Origin of the sequence: Cytobacillus firmus (assembly GCF_023657595.1) — a bacterium.
Classification (GTDB): domain Bacteria; phylum Bacillota; class Bacilli; order Bacillales; family Cytobacillaceae; genus Cytobacillus; species Cytobacillus firmus_B.
Genome location: NZ_CP098323.1, coordinates 2,050,284 through 2,071,271 on the forward strand (window position 1 = coordinate 2,050,284; position 20,988 = coordinate 2,071,271).

The window sequence follows — 20,988 nt, forward strand, 5'->3', positions numbered from 1 at the left end:
AGTAATATTTCTGAAAAGTCGGAAAAATAATATCGTGAATCTGGCAGGAATGGCTTATCCATTGAAATTCCAATGTGGCACAAAACTTGCATTATGTTTTTAATAGAAAACTATTTTGAAAGATATGTATACGCTTACATAACTAAAGGAGGAGGATTTCTTGGATCTCGGATATTTTACAAGGAAAATGGCACTTGATATTAATCGTGAAAATCCTGCCAAAGTGGCTATTAAAGAAGAATCCGGCAGAGAATGGAGTTACGAATGCCTTCACCGGACTTCAAACTCTTATGCAAACAAGCTTAAAGATCTTGGTGTCCAAAAAGGCGATAGGATAGGGATTCTGCTCTATAACTGTCTTGAGTATTTCGCGTTGTATTTTGCAGCTGCAAAAATTGGAGCTATCGCTGTCCGTCTGAACTTCCGTCTGACCAGCAGCGAATTTGAGTATGCCCTAAATGATTCCGGTACAAAAATTTTATGCTTTCACTCGGAGCTGGCTCCCAGGATTGAATCTATTCGCAAAAATACAGGAGTGGAAAGGTATATTTGCCTGGCGGGTAGGACTGGGCCGATACCGGTATGGGCTCAAAGCTGGAGTCTGCTGGAGAATGGCGGTGAAGATGAAATCAGTACAGACTCCATTCGCCTCAGCGATCCCGTAATGTTAATGTATACGTCCGGTACGACCGGTAGACCGAAAGGGGCCATCTGGACTCACGAAACCACTTTTTGGTTCTCTGTTATGCAGGCTCTTAAGTGGAACTTTAAAGGAAAGGAAATCGGAATGACTACCGGCCCGCTCTATCATGTAGGAGCAATGGAAGATATTGCGCTTCCCATTTTAATGATGGGGGGAACGGTGATTATAACTGAGAGCAAAGGTTTTGAAATAACCAGAATCTTATCAGTGATAGAAAAGGAATACGTAACGGATTGTTTCCTTTTCCCTTTTATGATTTATGAAATGCTCAATCTTGCTAATCTTGTGGATTACAAATTTATAAATCTAAAAACAATTTATACAGGCGGAGACCCGTTAATGCCTTGGGCACTTGAAAAATTAAAAGAGAATTTCCCGCATATAGGCATTGTTCAGGTTTATGGACTTACAGAAGGAACTCCCATTGCCGCCTGTCTTGATTCCGAGGATGCTTTGAAAAAGGGGAAAACGGTTGGAAAGCCATTGCCATTGACTGAAATTCAAATTATTGATCAGAACAGAGTGCCCCTTCCTCCAGGGGAAATCGGGGAAATTGCCATTAAAAGCCCTGCCGTGTCAGCTGGATATTGGCGAAAACCGGAAGCCACCAAAGAAACTTTCACAGGCGGATGGTGCAGGACAGGAGATTTAGGGGTGCTGGATGAAGAAGGATATTTATCCATTGCCGGACGAAAAAAAGATATGATTCGGAGCGGCGGAGAAAATGTGTATGCTGCTGAAATTGAAGATGTCTTATACCGCCTTGAAGGTGTGAAGGAAGTATCCATTATTGGTGTTCCTGATCCGAAATATATTGAAGCTGTATGTGCAGTCATAGTCAAAAAGGAAGGCAGCACGTTTACAGAAGAAGAAGTCATCGAACATTGCAAAAAGTATCTTGCAAGCTATAAAAAACCAAGAAAAATTATCTTTACAGAAGAGCTGCCCCGCACACCTTCAGGTAAGGTTCAGAAGTTCATGCTAAGAGAACAATATAGCTGAGATGAGGAGGAATGAAATTGGAAAAAACAAAAGCTGTTTCCTGGTCCATTCAAAACAAAATTGCCATTATTATAATCGATAATCCACCACTGAATGTTCTAAGTGAGGAAGTCATTGAGCTTTTATCAATTGCTGCGGATGAAATTGAAAGCGATTCCAATATCAAAGCTGTTATCGTAACGGGGGCTGGAGAAAGGGCTTTTGTCGCAGGTGGCGATATAAAGGGTTTTCCTGATTGGATGGGAAAAGGGATTGAACTGGCAAAGGAAAAGTCTCTCTGGCTTCAGGAGCCTTTAAATAAACTGGAAAGGCTGCCGCAGCCCACGATAGCTGCCATTAATGGGTTTGCTCTGGGAGGCGGCTGTGAATTGGCTTTAAGCTGTGATATCCGGATAGCAGAGGAGCACATAAAAATCGGGCTGCCTGAAATCAAGCTTGGCTTATTTCCAGGTGCGGGAGGAACTCAGCGGCTATCACGTCTTATTGGTAAATCAAAAGCAAAAGAAATGATTTTCACCGGTGAGCCACTGTCTGCAGAGGATGCCTGGCGGATAGGCTTAATTAACCGGATTGCCCCTAAAGGAAAGTCGCTTGAAACAGCCTTGGATCTGGCGGAATCTATCAGCAATCATTCACTTCCCGCCCTGGCTTTTGCCAAGAGGTCGATAGATAAAGGTTATGAGCAAAGGCTTGAAAACGGACTCATCACCGAGGCTGAATATTTTGGCCAAGTTTTTCAGACCGAGGATATTAAGGAGGGGGTCGGGGCTTTTATACAAAAAAGGGACCCTAAATTTACTGATCAATAATTTAAAGATTAGGAGGAATAAAAATGTTTGGATTATCGCCATTAATGACTTTTATGTTATTTGTTTTTTGGCCGCTGTCATTGGCCGCCGCTGGATTATGGGGATTATTGGCATTTAAAAATAAAGAGGAAGAGGATGATGCTTTATGATTTTGGCAATCGGAATTATCTATCTGCTTGTAATCCTGGTTATAGGGTTATTATCGATGAAGCATCAGAAAGACATGGACACCTTCTATACCGGGGGCCGGAGATTTGGCCCGTGGCTTGTTGCCCTGGCTGTCTCTTCCACAACCATGTCCGGATACGGTTTTATTGGATTGACTGGGCTTGTGTATGAGCATGGCTATGCCATTTTTATGATCGGTATTTTTGCCACTGCCGGGATTTTTGTAAGCTTTTTGGTATTGGCTAAGCCGATGAGGAGAATTACACAAAAATTTGGCGCTCTGACCATTCCGGATTTATTGGAAATCCGCTATAACAGTAAAACAGTGCGGGCCATTACTGCACTTGCCATTCTTGGAGGAGCAATAGGCTATCAGATGGCTCAATATAAAGCATTGGGCAATATGCTTGAAACTGTCTTAGGAGTTGATTATAAACTTGCTTTATTTATAGGAGTGGCCATATTAACGGTTTATGTTGTTGGCGGCGGAATGATCAGTGCCGTCTGGACAGACTTTATTCAAATGATTGTTATGATTGTTGGCTCTTTAATTGTTTTCATAGGCGGAATGAGAATGGTTGGAGGCATGTCCCAGATGAATGCTGAACTGACAGCTATTAATCCTGATATGGTTCAGGCCTTCCATACTACAGGCCCAATCGGAATTTTTGCTTTTATTTCTTATTTCTTCATTTATGTAATTGGACATCAGGGACAGCCGCATGTGGTAACCAAATTTTATATGATCAGAAAAATTTCCATGCTTAAGTGGGCTTGCATTATAGCGGCATCCACTTACGCATTAACAGCTTTATTATGGTTTGTAGGATTATATACACGCGTAATGGTAAACCGCGGGGAAATGGCAGCACCGGCAACTCCTGATATGGTGGCCCCAATGTTTATCGAAAACTTTTTCCCGCCTGTTGTCGCCGGGATCATATTTGCCGCTGTAATGGCAGCAATCATGTCAACCAGCGAAGCATTTCTTCTAGTAGCAAGCTCATCGATTGTAAGAGATATATACCAGCAGATTATTAAGAAAGGTGAAAAATTACCGGAGAAAAAGGAATTGGCCCTATCCAGATGGTTTACTCTTATCATCATTGCTATTACATTCCTGCTCTCACTAAATCCGCCTGATCTCGTTGGCTGGCTTGGCAATGCATCCTGGGGAATCTTCTCAGCCTCATTGCTGCCTGTATTGAGCATTGGTCTGCTGTGGAAGCGCGCAACAAAGACAGCTGCTATTTGCTCATCTGCATTAGGTTTCATCTCGAGCCTTGGTCTTTACATTTTGAAAGTAAAAGGGATTTATGTTCCGGCACTTGATACTGGTGCTATTGCTATGATCATCTCTACTTTATCATTGGTTGGAATCTCCCTCATCACAAAACCGGCATCCAGCCCAATTTTTGAAGATAAGCCCGGTCAGGCTGCTAAAACCGATCCTGCTGCAGCTAATCTTTCATAGTTTAAGAAAACTTCCGCGGGTGTTTTTTAAAATAGGTAAAAAGGTACAACTTAACTTGCAGAATGGCAGGAATACCCCTTTCCGCCGGTGAATACAATTAGAAAATGGAAACAGCTTTCTATATAGAGAAAGGAAGCAAATATTTAAAAAAGCTGGGGGAAAAATGACTAAGCGAAAATGGGGAATAGCACTTTTGTTTATTGTCTGTTTCATAGGATTAGCCGGGTGTTCAGGAAAAACTGCCGGCGATAATGAGCCGGAGAAAAAGGCCGCGGAAGAGAAGTCTAAAGAAGATAAGACAAAAGAGGAGGCAAAGGCAGAGGAGCAGGCTAAAGAGGAAGAAAAGAAGGAAGAAATAAAGCCGGTTGTGGTTAATGTCATCGATCCTGATGCAAAAACAGTGCTAAAGACCTTCAGCCCTGCTGAAATGGGATTTGGTGAGGATGATGAAAAATATAAAGCAGATCTTTCCCAATGGGCCAAGGAAATAGCGCGAGGAACGGATACAATAAAAGGCTATGACCAAAGGATGACCCTTGACAAAATTGGTCCCGATGGCAATATCATTAAAGGGCAGCCTGAGATTATTCTTGAAGAAAGCGAATTAGTGGATAAGATTTTCGCTGCTTCTGTAAGCGGCGGGGATGTTGAGCTGCCGCTCTATGTTTCAGAAAGCGGTTATGATCCTGCTGATGTACCTCATTTAGGAGAAGTAATCGTCGCATCCTATAGTACCAATTTTAACAGCGGCGTGGCAGGCAGGACAAAAAACATTGAACTCTCAGCAGAAGCCATCAATAATATCATTCTTGGTGAGGGAGATCACTTTTCTTTTAATACAACAGTGGGGCCCAGTGATGAAGCACATGGGTATCAGCCTGCAGAGGAAGCCATTAATGGCAAGCTCGTAATGGGGATTGGGGGCGGTATTTGCCAAACATCCTCCACTCTATACAACGCTGTTGATAAAGTCGGGGTCAGTTATGTAGAAAAACACCACCATTCTGTAACGGTGGGTTATGTCCCAAAGGGCCGGGACGCAACCGTTTCATATGGAGGCAAAGACTTCAGGTTTGAAAACACAACCGGCATCCCGCTTCTTGTAAAAGCAAACTTCGGAAATGGTGTCTTAACAATTGAAATCAGAACAGCAAAAAAGTATGAGGGAATGCTTAAGAAAGCAGTTTAACTGCATCAGGCACCTAAGACTTATTTCCGGTTTAGGTGCCTGAGCTGTTTTTAATGCACTGAATAAGTTATGGAAAAATAAGCAAATAGCGGAGGGGTTTGTCCACACCATTCCAGTCACTTTTAATACAATAATATAGAAGATCTCCTCCCTAAGGATCTTTGGTCTGCATAGTCGCCGCTAATCTGCCAGCCGGATTAGCGGCATTTTTTTTGTATTATTATGAAAATAATAGCGAAAGAAGGAGAATTTTCTGTAAATATCTGAAGATCCAGGTAAAAAGCACCTGACTTACCAGTTGTGTTCATGATAAATTATAAGTAGAATATCCTATCATATCTGGAAATGAGGAAAAGGCATGAAATTATCTGTGGCAAAAAAACTGTTCCTCGGGTTTTTGTCTGTCCTTTTATTATTTGGTCTTGTCGCCGGTTTATCAAATTACGAACTCGGTAATGTTAACAGAAATTATCAAAGTTTAATAGATGATAATGTCTCTGAAGTGATGCTTGTAAAAACACTGAAGGCAGAGCTTATGAATGAAGCAGGGGGAATCCGCGGCTATCTCCTGACAGGCGACTCTACATATCTGAGTGACTATGAAAGTTCCCGCAAGAGGATGGAACATCATATCAATAAACTGAATGAATTAGCCGGCAATAAGAAGGAGAAGGAATTGGCGCAAGAACTGGGAGTGCTCCATAATCGCTATCAGAGCATTATTGACAAAGAAATTAAGTTTAAGCTGGAGGAAAATAATGCTTATATGTCATTAGTTGAAACTTCCGATAAACAGATCAGCCAGGATTTTAATAAAAAAGCGGATGAACTTGTAAAATTTTATGAATCCCAATTAAATGCCGGGATAAATGAAACTGTCTCTGGCGTTAAATTCTCTCAGACGATTACTTTAATTATTTCGATTACAGCCGTTATTGCTGCCATGCTGATCGCTTATTTTATAAGCAGAATGATATCCAGGCCGATTAACCTGGCTGCAGGAGCGATAGACAAAGTGGCAGGAGGAGATTTAAGTCAGACCTCTATTAAAGTAAAAAACCGGGATGAAATAGGAGTGTTTATTTTATCATTAAATAAAATGGTCCAGGACTTGAGGTCTCTAGTCAGCCAGGTAAGAAGCACATCAGAACAAGTGGCATCAAGCAGTGAACAGCTGGCTGCAAGTGCAGACGAAAGTTCTTTGGCTTCTGAACAGGTAGCTGCTATTTCGCAGAAAAATGCTCTGGGGACTGAACAGCAGCTTTACCGTTTTAGAGAGGTATCTTCTTCAATTAAGGAGATTGCTTCCGGAATGCAGCAAATTTCTTCAAGTAGCGAGCTGATGCTTGAAGCAGCGGAAAAGGCAGATTTTTTAACTAAACAAGGCACTAATTCAGTCGATAATATTGTAAGGCAAATGAATGAAATAAATACTACAGTAGGCAGTGCTGCTCAGCATATTTATACGCTCGAATCCCGGTCAAAAGAAATCAGCAATATCGTTGAATTGATCACGAATATCGCAGAACAGACAAATTTGCTTGCACTCAATGCTGCCATTGAAGCTGCAAGGGCGGGTGAGCACGGGAGAGGCTTCTCGGTTGTCGCTGACGAGGTCCGTAAATTGGCAGAGGGATCCAAGCAATCTGCCATTCAGATTCAGCAAATGATAGGGCTTATTCAGGAAGAAACAAAGCATGCCGTTCTGGCAATGGAAAAAGGAAATGAACAGGTAAGGGATGGCCTCGAAGATACAATGGAAGCAAGTGCAGCTTTTGATGAGATCGCCCATTCAATGGGTGATGTAACATACAAAGTTGAAGAAGTCTCATCCTCAGTGGAAGAACTGACTGCCTTAACCACCCAGATTATTGATGTTATGTCCAATGTGCAGGACATTTCAGAAAAAAACGCAGCAGCTTCACAGGAAACTTCAGCCGCAACAGAAGAGCAGCTTGCCACCATGGAAGAAGTATCATCATCAGCGGGGTCTCTTGCAAAACTTTCTGAAGAATTGCAGGAACTTGTATCAAGATTTAAATTATAAAAGGGACTCAGCTGAGTCCCTTTTGAATTTTACTACAAGATTTTAATGGTTAATGGATACAGGTATGGAATGAACGGCTCCTCAATTTCTTTCCATTCCTTAATTTTAATCATCGGCATCTCTGTTCCATTATAGGCTGCTTTATCTATAACTCCGCTAACTTTGACCCACATATTATCATAGAGGTCCGGAGCTTCCTCCAACTCTGATAGAAAGCCAATCATACTTGCATCTGCCACACAATGCGTAATCAAAAATCTCGAAATGACAAGCTGATTGGAAGCAAGTCCTTCTTCTTTATATATAAATCCCTGAAATTCAATTTCCCTGCCAATGAATTTATCAATATCCTTACTGATTTCCTCATAATACAAGCTAAAAACTTTATCATCCATCTTAATAGCAGAAGCGGAATAAAGGTCCTTTTTTAATTGCTCAAACTCTTCATTGGATATTTCCTCTACTTCTTCATTTACAGACAGGTCATGTTCCAGCTCCCCGGCTTCCTCCAGCTCTTCTTCAAAAGAATAGTCTTCTAGGTCAAAGTCTGATTCATCAGACCCTGTCGAGGAGCTCACCTCTTGTTTTTGATTACCAAGTATGGCCAGTCCGCCTTTTTTTTCAGCTATGGAAGCATCAAGCGTCTTTGCAGGCAAGAAGAATCCTGTTAATAGCGGAAATAATATAATGGAATAAGACAGCAGCTTTTTTACTGTAAACGGTGTATCTCCATGATCATGATGATGAGAACACGTATCAACATCATGATGGCAGCAGTCCTGACCTTGATGATGTTCGTGAACAACGTTTTCTCTATTAAAAGTCCATATTCTTGTAATTTGAATAAAAAATAAAAATAAAATCAGTATGGAAGCGGATTGGCTTAAGCGGACATATTTGGGATTAATATACTTGGTTATGTCGCCTGTATAATGAAGCTGAAAAATCAGGCCGCAAAAAGCCAGTAGAATCAGTGCCCTTAATGCCTGCTGGAAATGGATTTTCATAGCAATCCTCCTAAATGAAATTCTGTACAAGAAGCAGCGTGAAAAAGACAACAGAAGCAGTCAGCGCTAATACGCCAAGAACAAACTTCATCCGAAACACACTAAGCATCATGATTGTATTTTTAAAATCGATCATCGGACCAAAGATCAGGAATCCCAGTACGGAAGACTTAGGAAATATGCTGCTGAATGAGGCACCAATAAAAGCGTCGGCCTCTGAGCATAGTGACAAAACATAAGCAAAGCCCATCATGATCAGTAAGGATACAACTGGATTATCAGCATTTTGCATAAATGTTTTTGCAGGCATATAGACTTGTACAATGGAAGCTAATAAAGCGCCAATAATCAAATATTTGGCCATGTCAAAAAATTCATCGATTGAATGAGTCAGCATGGACCAAATCCGGTCCAGGAAAGGACGATTGATTTCACTGCTGTGAGGTAAATGAAGAGTTTTCTTCAATTGCCCGGACTTAAAGAAGATGCTCACACTAAAGGCAACTATAATGGCAATTAGGAATCCCAATCCCATTCGTAAGCCCGCCATTTCAAAATCGTTTCCAAAAGCCATGTATGTAGAAGCAATAACGATGGGATTAATCAAGGGCCCAGTCAGCATAAAACCAATCGCTGCATATACTGGAACACCCTTGGACATAAGACGGCGGATGATAGGAACAATTCCGCATTCACACGCTGGAAAAAGTGCGCCAGCCACACAGCTCATGACAACAGCAGCTGTTCTATTTTTCGGAATCCACCTTTTAATATGGTCTTCTGTAATGAAAATTTGGATAAACCCTGCAATCAGCACACCTATCAGCACAAAAGGCAATGCTTCTATTAAAATGCTGATAAAGATTACGTTCAGATTTAACAGGGAAGTCGGAATATCAAAAGACAAACCTAATCCAGAGCTGAAAGATATTAAATATACCAGAATGGCTATCAATATTATGCCTGTTATATCAATAATATGGCTGCGAAAAATTCGGTTCATAGTATCCTCCTGAATTAAAATCGTAATGATTTCGTTTTATACTCTATATTAATTTTATGAAATTGTAAATGGGATTATGAGCATTTTGAAAGGATAGGAGAATTGGAGGATAAAAGGATATAAAGTTTATCCTTGCAATCGCATAAAAATTTTAATATCATTTAAATCGAAACAATTACGATTTATCAGATACTTCTCCATACCCACCAGTAATTCTTGATTTATCAGAGCAAGGGGGGAATTAATCAATTGCAAATCGTAATGAATACTATTTATATTCAAAAGGAGAAAGTCCATGACAAAGAAGATACCCGTCACTGTACTGAGCGGCTATTTAGGTTCAGGAAAGACCACTCTGCTGAACCACATTTTAAATAATCGCGGCAATAAGAAAATGGCAGTGATTGTAAATGATATGAGTGAAGTCAATATTGATGCATCCATGGTTAAAAAAGGCGGTTTTTCAAGGACCGATGAAAAACTGGTAGAGCTTCAAAATGGATGCATCTGCTGTACGTTGAGAGAAGACTTAATGATAGAAGTGGAAAGGCTGGTTAACGAAGGGGATATCGAATATATCCTGATTGAATCCTCAGGCATCTCAGAACCTATTCCGGTTGCCCAGACTTTTACTTATATGGATGAAAGTTTGGGAATTAATCTTTCAAATAGGTGCACGCTCGACACCATGGTTACAGTTGTAGATGCAAATCGTTATTGGCATGACTATGCATCCGGAGAAACACTGCTGGACCGCAAACAGGCCACAGATGAAAGTGACGTCCGGGAAGTTGCTGACTTATTAATTGACCAGATTGAATTCGCAAATGTCGTGGTGCTGAACAAACTGGATCTGGTTGATTCAGAAAGTGCTGATGAACTGAAGGCTGTATTGGAAAAATTAAATCCAGATGCAAAAATAATTAAAGCTGTAAATTCAGAAGTTGAATTAAAAGAAATACTCAATACAGGTCTTTTTGACTTTGAAAAAGTAAGCCAGGGAGCAGGATGGATTAAGGAACTGAATGAGGAGCATACGCCGGAAACTGAAGAATATGGAATTTCATCATTTGTCTATAGAAGAAAAAGGCCTTTCCATCCAGAAAGATTTATGCGATGGCTTGAAGATTTTCCGGTAGATATTGTGAGAGCCAAAGGTTTTTTTTGGCTGGCTTCACGAAATGACATAGCCGGTCTCCTGTCTCAGGCCGGTCCATCTATAACACTGCAAGGGGTAGGGAAATGGATTGCAGCACTTCCAGAGATGGAGAGAAACCAAATCTTAAAAGATGAACCAGAACTGCTTGATAGATGGGATAAGGATTTTGGAGACAGGATGACAGAGCTCGTGTTTATTGGCCTGGGTATGAAGAAATCAGAAGAGATCGCATCAAGTCTAGATGGCTGTTTACTAACTGATAAAGAAATGATTTCAGATTGGAGCAGGCTTGCTGACCGGCTGCCAGCTTTTCAAACTAATATGATGGAGGAAATAATATGAGAGCATTGGCATGCACTGTAACAGGGGATCGCAACTATATAACAGCCAAAAGATCCTGAAAGAATTGAATTAATGAAATACTCTCCAAAGCTAAAAAGGTACACTAAGCACAGGGAAACAAAATTACACAATCGTTCCCTTTAATATCTGGTTGAGCTCAGACATATAACAGAGCAATTTGAAAAATTATGTTGCTTTTTCCTGGTCTTGCAGATATGCTCAAATTAGGAGATATACGGAAGGGGAATTGAAATTCTAAATGTGGCATAACTTGTAATCATTTTAATTTAATAAACGTCTGCCTGCTTTTTTGGGGAGAGGTTTGTCTATTTATAAAATGATATGAACAAGGAATGCTTGCTGTGGAATTTCAAACCATAAATTCGCAGATACCTTGTTGTGTATCTGCATTTTTATTGGAATCCAATCTCCATGCCAGTCCCGGCAGGCCCTAAATGGAGGGAACGCTGTATGATCGAAAAGCAGAATAAAACCGCAATAGTTACAGGTGTCAGCAGCCATCAGGGTATTGGTGCAGCTATTTGCCGAAAATTAGCCAGCCAGAATTTTAATATTTTTTTTACTTATTGGGACGCGGAGCCCCTTTGGGAAAAAGTATTCAGCAAGGAATTATCGGAAACTGGCATCGTATGTAAAGGCCTCGAAATTGACTTATCGAATGTTCAATCAGCAGAAAAGGTGCTGAAATCTGCTGCCTTGACAGTCGGAAATCCGATGATACTTGTTAATAATGCAGCCCATTCAACAAGAGATGGATATCTGGAGTTTGATGCAATAACACTGGATGCACACTATGCTGTTAATATGAGAGCCGTATGTCTTCTTTGTACAGAATTCGCCAAAAGATTTCCAGAATGGAATTTGCCTTACGGCCGAATCATTAATATGACTTCCGGCCAAGAGCTTGGCCCAATGCCCGGCGAATTGGCTTATGCTTCTACCAAAGCTGCCATAACGGCATTTACCAGGTCGCTTTCAACAGAAATTGCTCATTTAGGGATTACGGTAAATGCGATTAACCCGGGACCTACTGACTCTACATGGATGAATGAGGAGATAAGAAATCACCTATTGGCCAAGTTTCCAGCGGGCAGAATCGGCCAGCCTGAAGATGCAGCCAATCTGGCAGCATTCCTGGCAGGAGAAGATTCAAGGTGGATAACAGGACAGGTGATTCATTCTGAGGGAGGGTTCATACGCGGTTAACACGAAAGCAAGTGACATTTACTTAACAAATTAGAGCTATTTATATCATTTTCGATACAAAATACCCAAATGGGTTTATTGATCTCCTCCAATGTGTATAAATAGAAGTTATAGAGGGGAGAGAACAATGTTAAATTTATTAAATGACCCTGATTTTGTGCAGAATTGTGAAACTGCTTCCCCGCTTGAGCTGGTTGAGTACTTAACAGGCGGCAATATTAGAGGATTGGAAAAAATCGCTTTGGGCACGCTTGCAAACAGAAAACAGCTGCCGCCAAATGTCGTTAATGTTCTGATCGTTTATTTTTTCAGCACGTTTGCCAATAAAGTATATGACCGAAATGATCTTGCCAGGCTTTATGATTACTGGGCATCGAATCATGTATACAGTTTTGGAAAAGCACACGAAATGACTGCCGAAGATATAGAAAAAGTCCTGGCCGGCTTAAAATAATAGATTATATAAAAAGTTCATCCCAATTGGATGAACTTTTTTAATATTACCTATTTCTTTTTATTGCTGTATGCACCTTCTATAGTCTGTTTCATCATTTGATGTCCAAGCACCGCCACGCCTGCTGCAACGATTCCATTAAGGAGCCCTTCAAAAGAAAAGCCAAATGCAAGACTGCCTGCAGAAATCGAAATCATTAGAAGAATCCATACGATGGACCAATCGGGAACTTTGGGTGTCTGTTTCAATGCATACCCAATTACCCACAAAGCCGGGACCAGCATGTAATAATTCTGATTTAAAAAATCCAGTAAGTTCAATCCACTCACCCCCTGGTTAATGTTTTTATATAGTTTATGAAATCCCCTTATAAGTTGTTTGTCTGCTTGTCTATAAATTAGTAGAGATTTTATTAATAAGCTTGGGAATTATTACGCTCGAAAAAGACGGAATAGTTTGATAAAATGCTATCAAAGACGCGCAGAATAGTTGACAATCATTTCTATAAGTGCTAAATTTGAATCAGCCGTTATGCATCGTGTTATATTTTGCTAGCTGCTTTTTCAACCGTTAGGCAATGGTCTGGATGAGTAATGAACGTAAAGTAATAAGCGTGTATATGGTGAATTTACACATGGCTTTTTCTAGCCAATAGGAGGATTTTTTTCATGAAAAACGGTAAAGTAAAATGGTTCAATGCTGAAAAAGGTTTCGGATTCATCGAAGGTGAAGACGGAAACGACGTATTTGTACATTACTCTGCTATCCAATCTGAAGGTTTCAAATCTTTAGAAGAAGGCCAAGAAGTTTCTTTCGAAGTTGTTGAAGGTGCACGCGGACCTCAAGCAGCTAACGTAACTAAACTATAATCGACACACCCATACAAAAACAGCCTGGCCATTAGGTCAGGCTGTTTTATTTTGCGCTAACTTGAATATTCCTCCACCAGTTCCATACCCTATTAGAAAAAGGAAGGTGTATCCAGATGAATTTTGCCTGGCAATCAGTGATTCTGGTTTTAGCAGGAGTTTTGCTTTTACGTGTAGCAGGCAGGAAGTCTATTTCCCAAATGACGCTGGCGCAAACGGTAGTTATGATTTCCATAGGTTCCATTATCATTCAGCCTATCATTGAGACAAGTGTATGGAAGACCATCGTGGCTGCTGGAATCTTTGTTGGATCACTAATTATAATGGAATATTTGCAGGTGAAATACAATTTCATTGAAAAATTTATTACAGGCAAATCCAAAATAGTGATTGAGAATGGGAAATTAAAAACAGCAAATATGAGGAAATTGCGCTTTACAGCAGATCAGCTGGAAATGAGGCTCAGAACCAACGGTATTACTAAAATTTCAGATGTTAAAATGGCTACACTTGAGCCAAATGGACAGCTTGGGTATGAATTAATGGATGATGCAAAGCCTTTGACAGTAGGAGAATTTAAAAGGCTGATGGGAGAAATAATTTTGCAGTCACCCGTTCAGCCTGCTCATCAAGCATCAGATGATATTTTTCAGGAGCTGAAAAAGGGACATTCCCTGCCGAATTCTAATGATCTTCACTAGTTTTTAGCCGCATTGCGGCTTTTTATATTTCAACTTCCGTCTTTCCCCTTTAAGCATTATTCAAATTCCAATTCCATTAAGAAAAAAGTACTTGAAGTTTAGCGAGTTTCCTGTATAATTTTCAAACGTGAGTTATTTTAGAATAATTTAATACTATTCACTTATCAAGAGAGACGGAGGGGCTGGCCCGAAGATGTCTCGGCAGCGGGCTCTGCAGAGCGCTGTGCCAAATCCAGCAAGCATTGATGCTTGGCAGATAAGAAGAGAACGATTGATAGATCAAGATCTCTTCTTGCTTGAAGGGGTCTTTTTATTTTGCTTGGAAAATCCATTATTAAAGGAGAATTCAATGAAAAACAGGGGCAATCCATGGGCTTTATTGCCGCTAGCCGCTTTCCTGCTTATTTTTATTGGCAGCGGTATAGCAACTGGTGATTTTAACAGCATACCAATTATTGTCATTGTATCCGCAGCAGCCGGAATTGCGCTCGCAATGAATAGAAAAAAGCCATTCATGGAAAAAGTAGAGATATTCACAAAAGGGGCTGGACATCCTGATATTATATTAATGTCCATCATTTTTATCCTGGCAGGGGCTTTTTCCGCTACGGCTAAAGGAATGGGTGCGGTTGATTCGACTGTGAACCTTGCACTCTCTTTTATCCCGCAGAATCTGCTCATGGTCGGAATTTTTATCATTGCATGCTTTATTTCATTATCGATGGGAACATCAATGGGGACAGTTGTTGCTCTTGCTCCAATTGGTGTAGCCATTTCAGCAGAGACAGATATTACAGTAGCTCTAGCCATGGCAGCAATAATTGGCGGTGCAATGTTTGGCGATAATCTTTCTGTCATTTCTGATACGACGATTGCAGCGGTCAGGACGCAGGGAACGAGAATGACTGATAAATTCCGTGTGAATTTTTTAATCGTACTGCCTGCTGCAGTTCTTACTGCTATAATTCTTGCAATTTTAACAGCAGGTCAGGAAAGCGTCGTGACCAGCGGAGATTTCAACTTCTTAAAAGTAGTCCCTTATCTTGGCGTATTGGCTGCAGCTTTGTTCGGCATGAATGTTATTCTTGTGCTTAGCGGGGGTATCCTTCTTGCAGGCCTGATTGGAATTGCTGACGGCAGCTATACGTTTGTTTCATTCCTGCAGATGATTGCTGAGGGAATGGCCGGTATGCAGACCCTTGCGATTATTGCCATCCTCATTGGCGGATTGGTGGAGATCATCCGGGTTAATGGAGGAATAGATTACTTGCTTCACATGGCTACCAGCAAAATAAAATCCCGCAGGGGAGCAGAATTTGGTATTGCGTCGCTTGTCTCTGTGACCAATCTATCTACAGCCAATAATACTATTGCCATCATTATTGCAGGGCCGCTTGCCAAAAAAATTGCTGACCAATATGAGATTGACCCGCGTAAATCAGCAAGTATACTTGATATATTTGCCTGCTTTGTACAAGGGACTATCCCTTATGGAGCACAGATGCTCGCTGCTTCGGGGCTCGCTGCCATTTCGCCGGTGAGCATCATGGCATATTCCATTTATCCAATATTAATTGGCATTTTCGGTATTATTGCCATTCTGATCAACTTTCCTAAGTTAAAAAGCAATAAATGAGAGAGCCTGCCGGGCTCTTTTTTCTTTGAACAATGCTGTGTTTTAAAAATAATTGATGATATAATTAGAACGAATGTTCTGTGAAATGTTACTGAGCCTCTGCCGTTTTTTGATTTGGTATAATGGTAATATTGCAGAAAGTATCTCAGGCAAGGAAAAGAGGGTGTAAGATATGAAATTTATCCATACAGCTGATTGGCATTTGGGCAAGCTGGTCCATGGTGTATATATGACCGAAGATCAGCGCCATTTTTTGAATCAATTTATTGATGTGGTAGAAGAAGAAAAGCCGGATGCAGTCGTAATTGCAGGAGATTTATATGACCGGTCCGTACCTCCCACTGATGCTGTAGAATTGCTGAATGAAATTCTTTTTAAAATAAATGTAGAGCTTAATACACCTGTGGTTGCCATAGGAGGAAACCATGACAGTGCAGAGAGGCTGTCATTTGGAAGCTCCTGGTATAAGCAAAGCAAGTTCTACTTGTCTGGAAAACTGTCAAATGATTTTAAGCCCGTACATATTAATGGTGTGAACTTTTTTCTGGTTCCGTATGCTGAACCCGGAATGGTCAGGCATTTGCTTGATGATGACCGTGTACACTCCCATGATGATGCAATGAAGGCAATTGTGAGCAGAATTGAAAAGGACCTGAATCATAATGAACCGAACGTTCTTGTAGGACATGCTTTTGTCCTGGGTGGTTCTACCAGTGATTCGGAGAGGACCCTTTCAGTCGGCGGAACAGGCTGTGTCCATTCAAGTTCCTTTGATCCTTTCTCTTATACAGCACTGGGGCATTTGCATAGTCCTGATGCCATAAAGCATGAAAAAATTCGGTATTCTGGCTCCCTCTTAAAATATTCTTTTTCAGAAGCCAAACAGGAAAAATCGATTTCAATTATAGAAATGAAGGAAAATGGCGAATTTGATTTGCGTACCCGTTCACTGAAGCCCCAAAAAGACTTGAGAGAAATCGAAGGGCATTTAGATGAATTGATGGATCCAGCATTCTATGAAAAACAGAATCTTGATGACTACCTGAAAATCACCCTTTTTGATGAAGGCGCATTGCTTGATCCAATTAATAAGCTGAGACAGGTCTACCCGAATGTTCTTCATCTGGAAAGAAGAATTGCCGTTACAGATTTGAAGAAAAAAAGCTCATTCTTATCGATGAAGGAAGAGAAAAAGTCGGAGCTTGATCTGTTTAAACAATTCTATGAACAAATGACTACTTCTGAGTTTACAGAAGATAAACAGCAAGTAATGACGGATGTGATTGAAAAAGTGCTTAGGGAGGAGGCCCTGAAATGAAGCCATTAAAATTAACGATGCAGGCATTCGGCCCCTATGCAGACAGTGAAAGCATTGATTTTACCCAACTTGGAAATCGGACCATGTTTGTCATATCCGGAAAGACGGGTTCAGGCAAGACCACTATTTTTGATGGCATCAGCTATGCCATTTATGGAAAGGCAAGCGGAGAAGATCGAAATGGTCCTGAGCTTCGGAGTCAGTTTGCCAAAAATAATACACTAACCGAGGTTTCCCTGGAATTCTTTTTAAGAAATAAACGGTATCATATTATAAGATCTCCTCAGCAGGAAAAGAAAAAAGAGCGGGGCGATGGGACAACAACAGTAAGTGCAAAAGCAGAACTGTATATATATGATGAAAATGGAGAGCAAAAGCTCCTGGCTTCAAATGTCAGGGATGTTGATGAAAAGATAAAAGAAATTATGATCATTGACAGCAATCAGTTCAGGCAAATTCTGATGATTCCCCAGGGAGAGTTCCGAAAGCTCCTGACTTCTGAAAGCAAGGATAAGGAAATCATTCTGCAGCGGTTATTCCATACTCAAATATACAAGCGCATCGAAGAAAAACTTAAAGAAGATGCAACTGAATTAAAAAGAGCGGTAGAAGAACAGATTAAATTGCGAGATCAATACTTTAATCATGTGCAGCCTGTATACAGCGGGGAGCTGAAAACGTACCTCGAAGCAGGAAGTGTTAATGACACCCTGCTCTTGCCGCTCCTAGCAGAGGAAATTAAGGAGATGGCAGAAGGTCTTGCCGAGCTGACAGAAGCAGGCAGGAAAAAGAAGGAACAGAGAGATCATCTTCAGCAAAAGCTCTATGAAGCAGAAATGGTGCTTAAACAGCTGAAGATGAAAGAAGAGCTTAAGCAACGGAAAGAAGAGCTTGAAGAGCTGAAAGACCAATATACTGTCAAAGAGAATGCCATCGCTCTCGCCCACAAAGCAGCACTGCTTAGTCAGCAGGAGCAGCTCTGTCATGAACTGAAGAAAGATCTGGATGCAGCACATGCTGATATTGAGGGACTTCAGAAAAAAATAGGCACTCTTGAATCTCTGCTAAAAGAAAAGCAAGAAAAATGGGAATCTGAAAAGAACCGGGAGGAAGAAAGAAAACAAGCTGCCGAACAGGTCAATCACCTGCAAAGTATGAAAGAGGATATTCTCTCTTATGCAAAAGTGGAAAAGCTTGTCCGTTCTCTTGAAAAAAATCTTGAAAACCTCAGGCTTCAAAAAAAACAGAAAGATGAAGCCCTCCTAAAAGCTGATCTGCAAATAAAAACACTTGCTGCAGAAAAGCAGGACATTGAAAAGAGCAGGCTCGTACAGTTTGAGAATGAACGAAACCTGGAGAAACTATCAGACGAAATAGAACGGCTTCAAAGATATGAAGAGCTTCATAAAGAGCATCTCTTATCACTGAATGCATTCAGCAAGAAAAAAAGTTATTTTGAGCAGACTTCGTCCAGGCTGACTGACGCCAAACTGCTTGTAGATGAACTGGAGGGCAAATGGCTTCATGGACAGGCATCAATCTTGGCTGACAGGCTTCAAAACGGAGAGGCATGTCCAGTCTGCGGCTCAGAACACCATCCAAATCCAGCTGTCTCTCCTCAAGATATTCCTGATGAAAAAGATCTGAAGGAAGCAAAAAAACAGGCAGCTGAAATGGAAGCAGAGAAAGCGAAAGCAGAGTCTGCATTTTATGAAGCTCGGTCTCAGCTGAATTCCAGTGAAAGTGGATTAGCGGAATTAAAAGCCCAAATACAGAAGCACCGTCCTGATTTTAAACCTGAAAGTCTGCTTGTGCTGAAAAATACACTTGCCGATCAAAAAAAGGATTTGCTGACACTTGATGCAGAACTGAAGGAGAAATCTTCAAGACTGGAAAACTGTACAGTAGAGTTAGAAAATTCACAGGAGATGAAAGAATCTCTGGCTGCAGAAATTGACCTTCTGCAAAGCCAAATAAATGACGCTGCCATTATGCATGCGGAAAAGAGAAGCAACTTAGCGAGGATGACGGACACAATTCCTGAAAACCTGCGGTCTGTTGAAGCTTACGAGTCAAGTTTTAAAAAAGCGGCTGAAAAACTTGAAATTATGCAAAGACAGCTGGAAACTGCCCAGCAGAATTATCAAGATGCAAAGTCGGTTCATATGGCAGAACAGGCAAAGCTCGAGACACTTCAAAAGCAGGCTGTTAAAAACGAGCAAAAGCTTGCAGCTGCAAGGCAGAATTTTGTACAGCGCATGAAGGACCAGGGCTTTGAAGTATACGGAGAATATCGGGATGCCAAAAAATCAGAAGATCAAATCAGGCAGCTTGAAGGTGAACTTCGGGAATATCGGGAAGAAGTCCGTTCTATTCAAGACAGATACGCTGAACTGGTGGAACTCTTAGAAGGGATTGAAAAACCTGACATGGAAAGCTTGCAGCTATTATTGCAGGAAACCGATGATCAATTGAAACAGCTGCAGGATCAATATACAAATCTGTTTATGAAGAAAAAGCAAAATGAAGAGACTTTGCAAAAAATCAAAGAAATCAATGAAGATATGAAGACCCTTGAGGAAAGGTATAAAGTAATCGGACACTTATATGAAATTTCCAAAGGGCAGAACACTTACCGTATTACTTTTGAACGTTTTGTCCTGGCGGCATTTTTAGATGATATACTGAGGGAAGCCAACGGACGTTTATCGAAGATGACCAGCGGGAGATATATGCTGCTTCGAAAAACAGACCGTTCAAAGGGCAACGCACAAAGCGGCCTGGAATTACTTGTGTTTGATCAATACACTGGGCAGGAAAGGCATGTTAAAACTTTATCCGGCGGGGAAAGCTTTAAAGCCGCGCTTGCACTTGCTCTTGGTCTGGCAGACGTGGTGCAGCAATACGCAGGAGGCGTATCTCTTGAGACGATGTTCATTGATGAAGGATTTGGGACACTAGATCCCGAATCATTGGATCAGGCAATAGAAGCATTGATCGAAATTCAAAGCAGCGGAAGGCTAGTAGGTATTATCTCGCATGTTCCTGAGCTGAAGGAAAGGATAGATGCGCGTCTGGAAGTAACTGCAAGCCAGACAGGAAGCCGAACACAGTTTCAATTTTTAAATTAGGATTCAGAGGAAAAAGGATAGACCTCCTATCCTTTTTCCCATACTATTAAAGTTGGTGATGACTCTTGAGTAAGAAAGTCGTTTTATCATGGAGCGGCGGCAAAGACAGCTGTCTGGCTCTGGATGTTCTGGTAAAACAGGGGTATGAGGTTGCATGTCTTCTGACAACGGTTCCGCAGGAAATTGGCAGAACCTTTGGGCATGGGGAAAAAAAGGAATTAATCCAGCTTCAGGCTAAAAGTTTATCCATACCTGCAGAGTTTATTTATTGTACCTTTGAAGATTACTCTGAACGTTTTGTGAGTGATTTAAGAAAAATAAAAGATACATATGGGATTACAGGCATTGCATATGGGGATCTTTACTTGGATGGACACCGTGAATGGGGAGAAAAAACAGCGGCTGAAGCAGGATTGGATGCGGTATACCCTCTATGGATGGAGGAGAAGGATAGTCTTAAGGCTTTAAAAGCCTTTGTGGTATCAGGCTATAAAGCCAAAGTCATACGGGTTCTGGAAGAGGTATTGGACAATTCCTGGCTGGGCAAAGAACTTGATTATGACTTTGTAAGCAAAATAGAAGGTGAGCCCGTATGTCCGATGGGTGAATCAGGTGAATATCATACATTTGTGTATGACGGTCCGCTATTTTCTAATAGGATTCAGCTGGACTCTCCTGAAGTGATTCAGCTTGAGACAACAAAGAAATTGGAATTTGGCGAGTTTAGGCTCGCTGTAAAATAATAATAA

At 41.0% G+C, this 20,988-nt stretch carries 18 protein-coding genes, 1 pseudogene and 1 riboswitch; of the genes and pseudogenes, 16 read left to right on the top strand and 3 right to left on the bottom strand.

The window, feature by feature from the left end; all coding sequences use genetic code 11:
- The first annotated feature begins 160 nt into the window (after positions 1-160).
- The 6 genes from NAF01_RS10465 (at position 161) to NAF01_RS10485 (ending at position 7,392) form a co-directional block, all read left to right on the top strand.
- Positions 161-1,705 carry an AMP-binding protein gene (locus tag NAF01_RS10465; RefSeq protein ID WP_163141333.1) on the top strand — a complete coding sequence of 515 codons (1,545 nt, stop codon included), beginning with the start codon at positions 161-163 and terminating at the stop codon, positions 1,703-1,705.
- A 17-nt stretch (positions 1,706-1,722) separates the two neighbouring features.
- Positions 1,723-2,514, top strand: a complete 792-nt coding sequence (locus tag NAF01_RS10470) for an enoyl-CoA hydratase (protein ID WP_048008810.1) — start codon at positions 1,723-1,725, stop codon at positions 2,512-2,514.
- Between the two features lie 23 nt (positions 2,515-2,537).
- A complete protein-coding gene (locus NAF01_RS24970) occupies positions 2,538-2,663 on the top strand; it encodes a hypothetical protein (protein WP_261391473.1) in 126 nt (41 codons plus the stop codon).
- Entirely contained in the window at positions 2,660-4,156 is a 1,497-nt protein-coding gene (locus tag NAF01_RS10475) for a sodium/proline symporter (RefSeq protein WP_250802247.1), read from the top strand. Before NAF01_RS24970 ends, NAF01_RS10475 begins: the two co-directional genes overlap by 4 nt.
- 163 nt (positions 4,157-4,319) lie before the next feature.
- Positions 4,320-5,345: a VanW family protein gene (locus tag NAF01_RS10480; protein WP_048008808.1), complete on the top strand. Its 1,026-nt coding sequence runs from the start codon at positions 4,320-4,322 to the stop codon at positions 5,343-5,345.
- A 358-nt stretch (positions 5,346-5,703) separates the two neighbouring features.
- Entirely contained in the window at positions 5,704-7,392 is a 1,689-nt protein-coding gene (locus tag NAF01_RS10485; protein WP_250802248.1) for a methyl-accepting chemotaxis protein, read from the top strand.
- Between the two features lie 32 nt (positions 7,393-7,424).
- On the opposite strand, the gene NAF01_RS10490 is transcribed toward NAF01_RS10485, so the two are convergent.
- Both NAF01_RS10490 and NAF01_RS10495 read right to left on the bottom strand, forming a co-directional pair.
- Positions 7,425-8,399, bottom strand: coding sequence for a TIGR03943 family putative permease subunit (locus tag NAF01_RS10490; RefSeq protein WP_250802249.1), 975 nt, complete (start codon positions 8,397-8,399; stop codon positions 7,425-7,427).
- Positions 8,400-8,409: 10 nt separating this feature from the next.
- Positions 8,410-9,402: a permease gene (locus NAF01_RS10495; RefSeq protein WP_227886955.1), complete on the bottom strand. Its 993-nt coding sequence runs from the start codon at positions 9,400-9,402 to the stop codon at positions 8,410-8,412.
- 295 nt (positions 9,403-9,697) lie between these two features.
- On the opposite strand from NAF01_RS10495, the gene NAF01_RS10500 reads away from it, so the two are divergent.
- The 4 genes and pseudogenes from NAF01_RS10500 (at position 9,698) to NAF01_RS10515 (ending at position 12,584) form a co-directional block, all read left to right on the top strand.
- Positions 9,698-10,903 carry a GTP-binding protein gene (locus NAF01_RS10500; protein WP_197246136.1) on the top strand — a complete coding sequence of 402 codons (1,206 nt, stop codon included), beginning with the start codon at positions 9,698-9,700 and terminating at the stop codon, positions 10,901-10,903.
- Positions 10,900-11,047: pseudogene (rpmG, locus tag NAF01_RS10505) on the top strand (50S ribosomal protein L33). Before NAF01_RS10500 ends, rpmG begins: the two are co-directional and overlap by 4 nt.
- A gap of 327 nt (positions 11,048-11,374) precedes the next feature.
- A complete protein-coding gene (locus NAF01_RS10510; protein WP_250802250.1) occupies positions 11,375-12,130 on the top strand; it encodes an SDR family oxidoreductase in 756 nt (251 codons plus the stop codon).
- 127 nt (positions 12,131-12,257) lie between these two features.
- Positions 12,258-12,584: a hypothetical protein gene (locus tag NAF01_RS10515; RefSeq protein ID WP_163141315.1), complete on the top strand. Its 327-nt coding sequence runs from the start codon at positions 12,258-12,260 to the stop codon at positions 12,582-12,584.
- 50 nt (positions 12,585-12,634) lie between these two features.
- Here the strand turns inward: NAF01_RS10515 and NAF01_RS10520 are convergent, their stop codons facing one another.
- A complete protein-coding gene (locus tag NAF01_RS10520; protein ID WP_396021350.1) occupies positions 12,635-12,913 on the bottom strand; it encodes a phage holin family protein in 279 nt (92 codons plus the stop codon).
- Between the two features lie 339 nt (positions 12,914-13,252).
- Between NAF01_RS10520 and NAF01_RS10525 the strand changes: the two genes are divergently transcribed.
- The 6 genes from NAF01_RS10525 (at position 13,253) to NAF01_RS10550 (ending at position 20,982) form a co-directional block, all read left to right on the top strand.
- A complete protein-coding gene (locus NAF01_RS10525) occupies positions 13,253-13,453 on the top strand; it encodes a cold-shock protein (RefSeq protein WP_009334826.1) in 201 nt (66 codons plus the stop codon).
- A gap of 116 nt (positions 13,454-13,569) precedes the next feature.
- Positions 13,570-14,154 (top strand): DUF421 domain-containing protein, encoded by a 585-nt coding sequence (locus tag NAF01_RS10530; protein ID WP_222499482.1) that lies wholly within the window; start codon positions 13,570-13,572, stop codon positions 14,152-14,154.
- A gap of 158 nt (positions 14,155-14,312) precedes the next feature.
- Positions 14,313-14,417: riboswitch (SAM riboswitch) on the top strand.
- 86 nt (positions 14,418-14,503) lie between these two features.
- Entirely contained in the window at positions 14,504-15,790 is a 1,287-nt protein-coding gene (locus tag NAF01_RS10535) for a Na+/H+ antiporter NhaC family protein (protein WP_222499483.1), read from the top strand.
- Positions 15,791-15,962: 172 nt separating this feature from the next.
- Positions 15,963-17,108 carry an exonuclease SbcCD subunit D gene (locus NAF01_RS10540; RefSeq protein ID WP_222499484.1) on the top strand — a complete coding sequence of 382 codons (1,146 nt, stop codon included), beginning with the start codon at positions 15,963-15,965 and terminating at the stop codon, positions 17,106-17,108.
- Positions 17,105-20,239 carry an AAA family ATPase gene (locus tag NAF01_RS10545; protein ID WP_250802251.1) on the top strand — a complete coding sequence of 1,045 codons (3,135 nt, stop codon included), beginning with the start codon at positions 17,105-17,107 and terminating at the stop codon, positions 20,237-20,239. The genes NAF01_RS10540 and NAF01_RS10545 overlap by 4 nt, the downstream gene beginning before the upstream one ends.
- A gap of 65 nt (positions 20,240-20,304) precedes the next feature.
- Positions 20,305-20,982, top strand: coding sequence for a Dph6-related ATP pyrophosphatase (locus NAF01_RS10550; protein WP_250802252.1), 678 nt, complete (start codon positions 20,305-20,307; stop codon positions 20,980-20,982).
- Positions 20,983-20,988 lie beyond the last annotated feature (6 nt).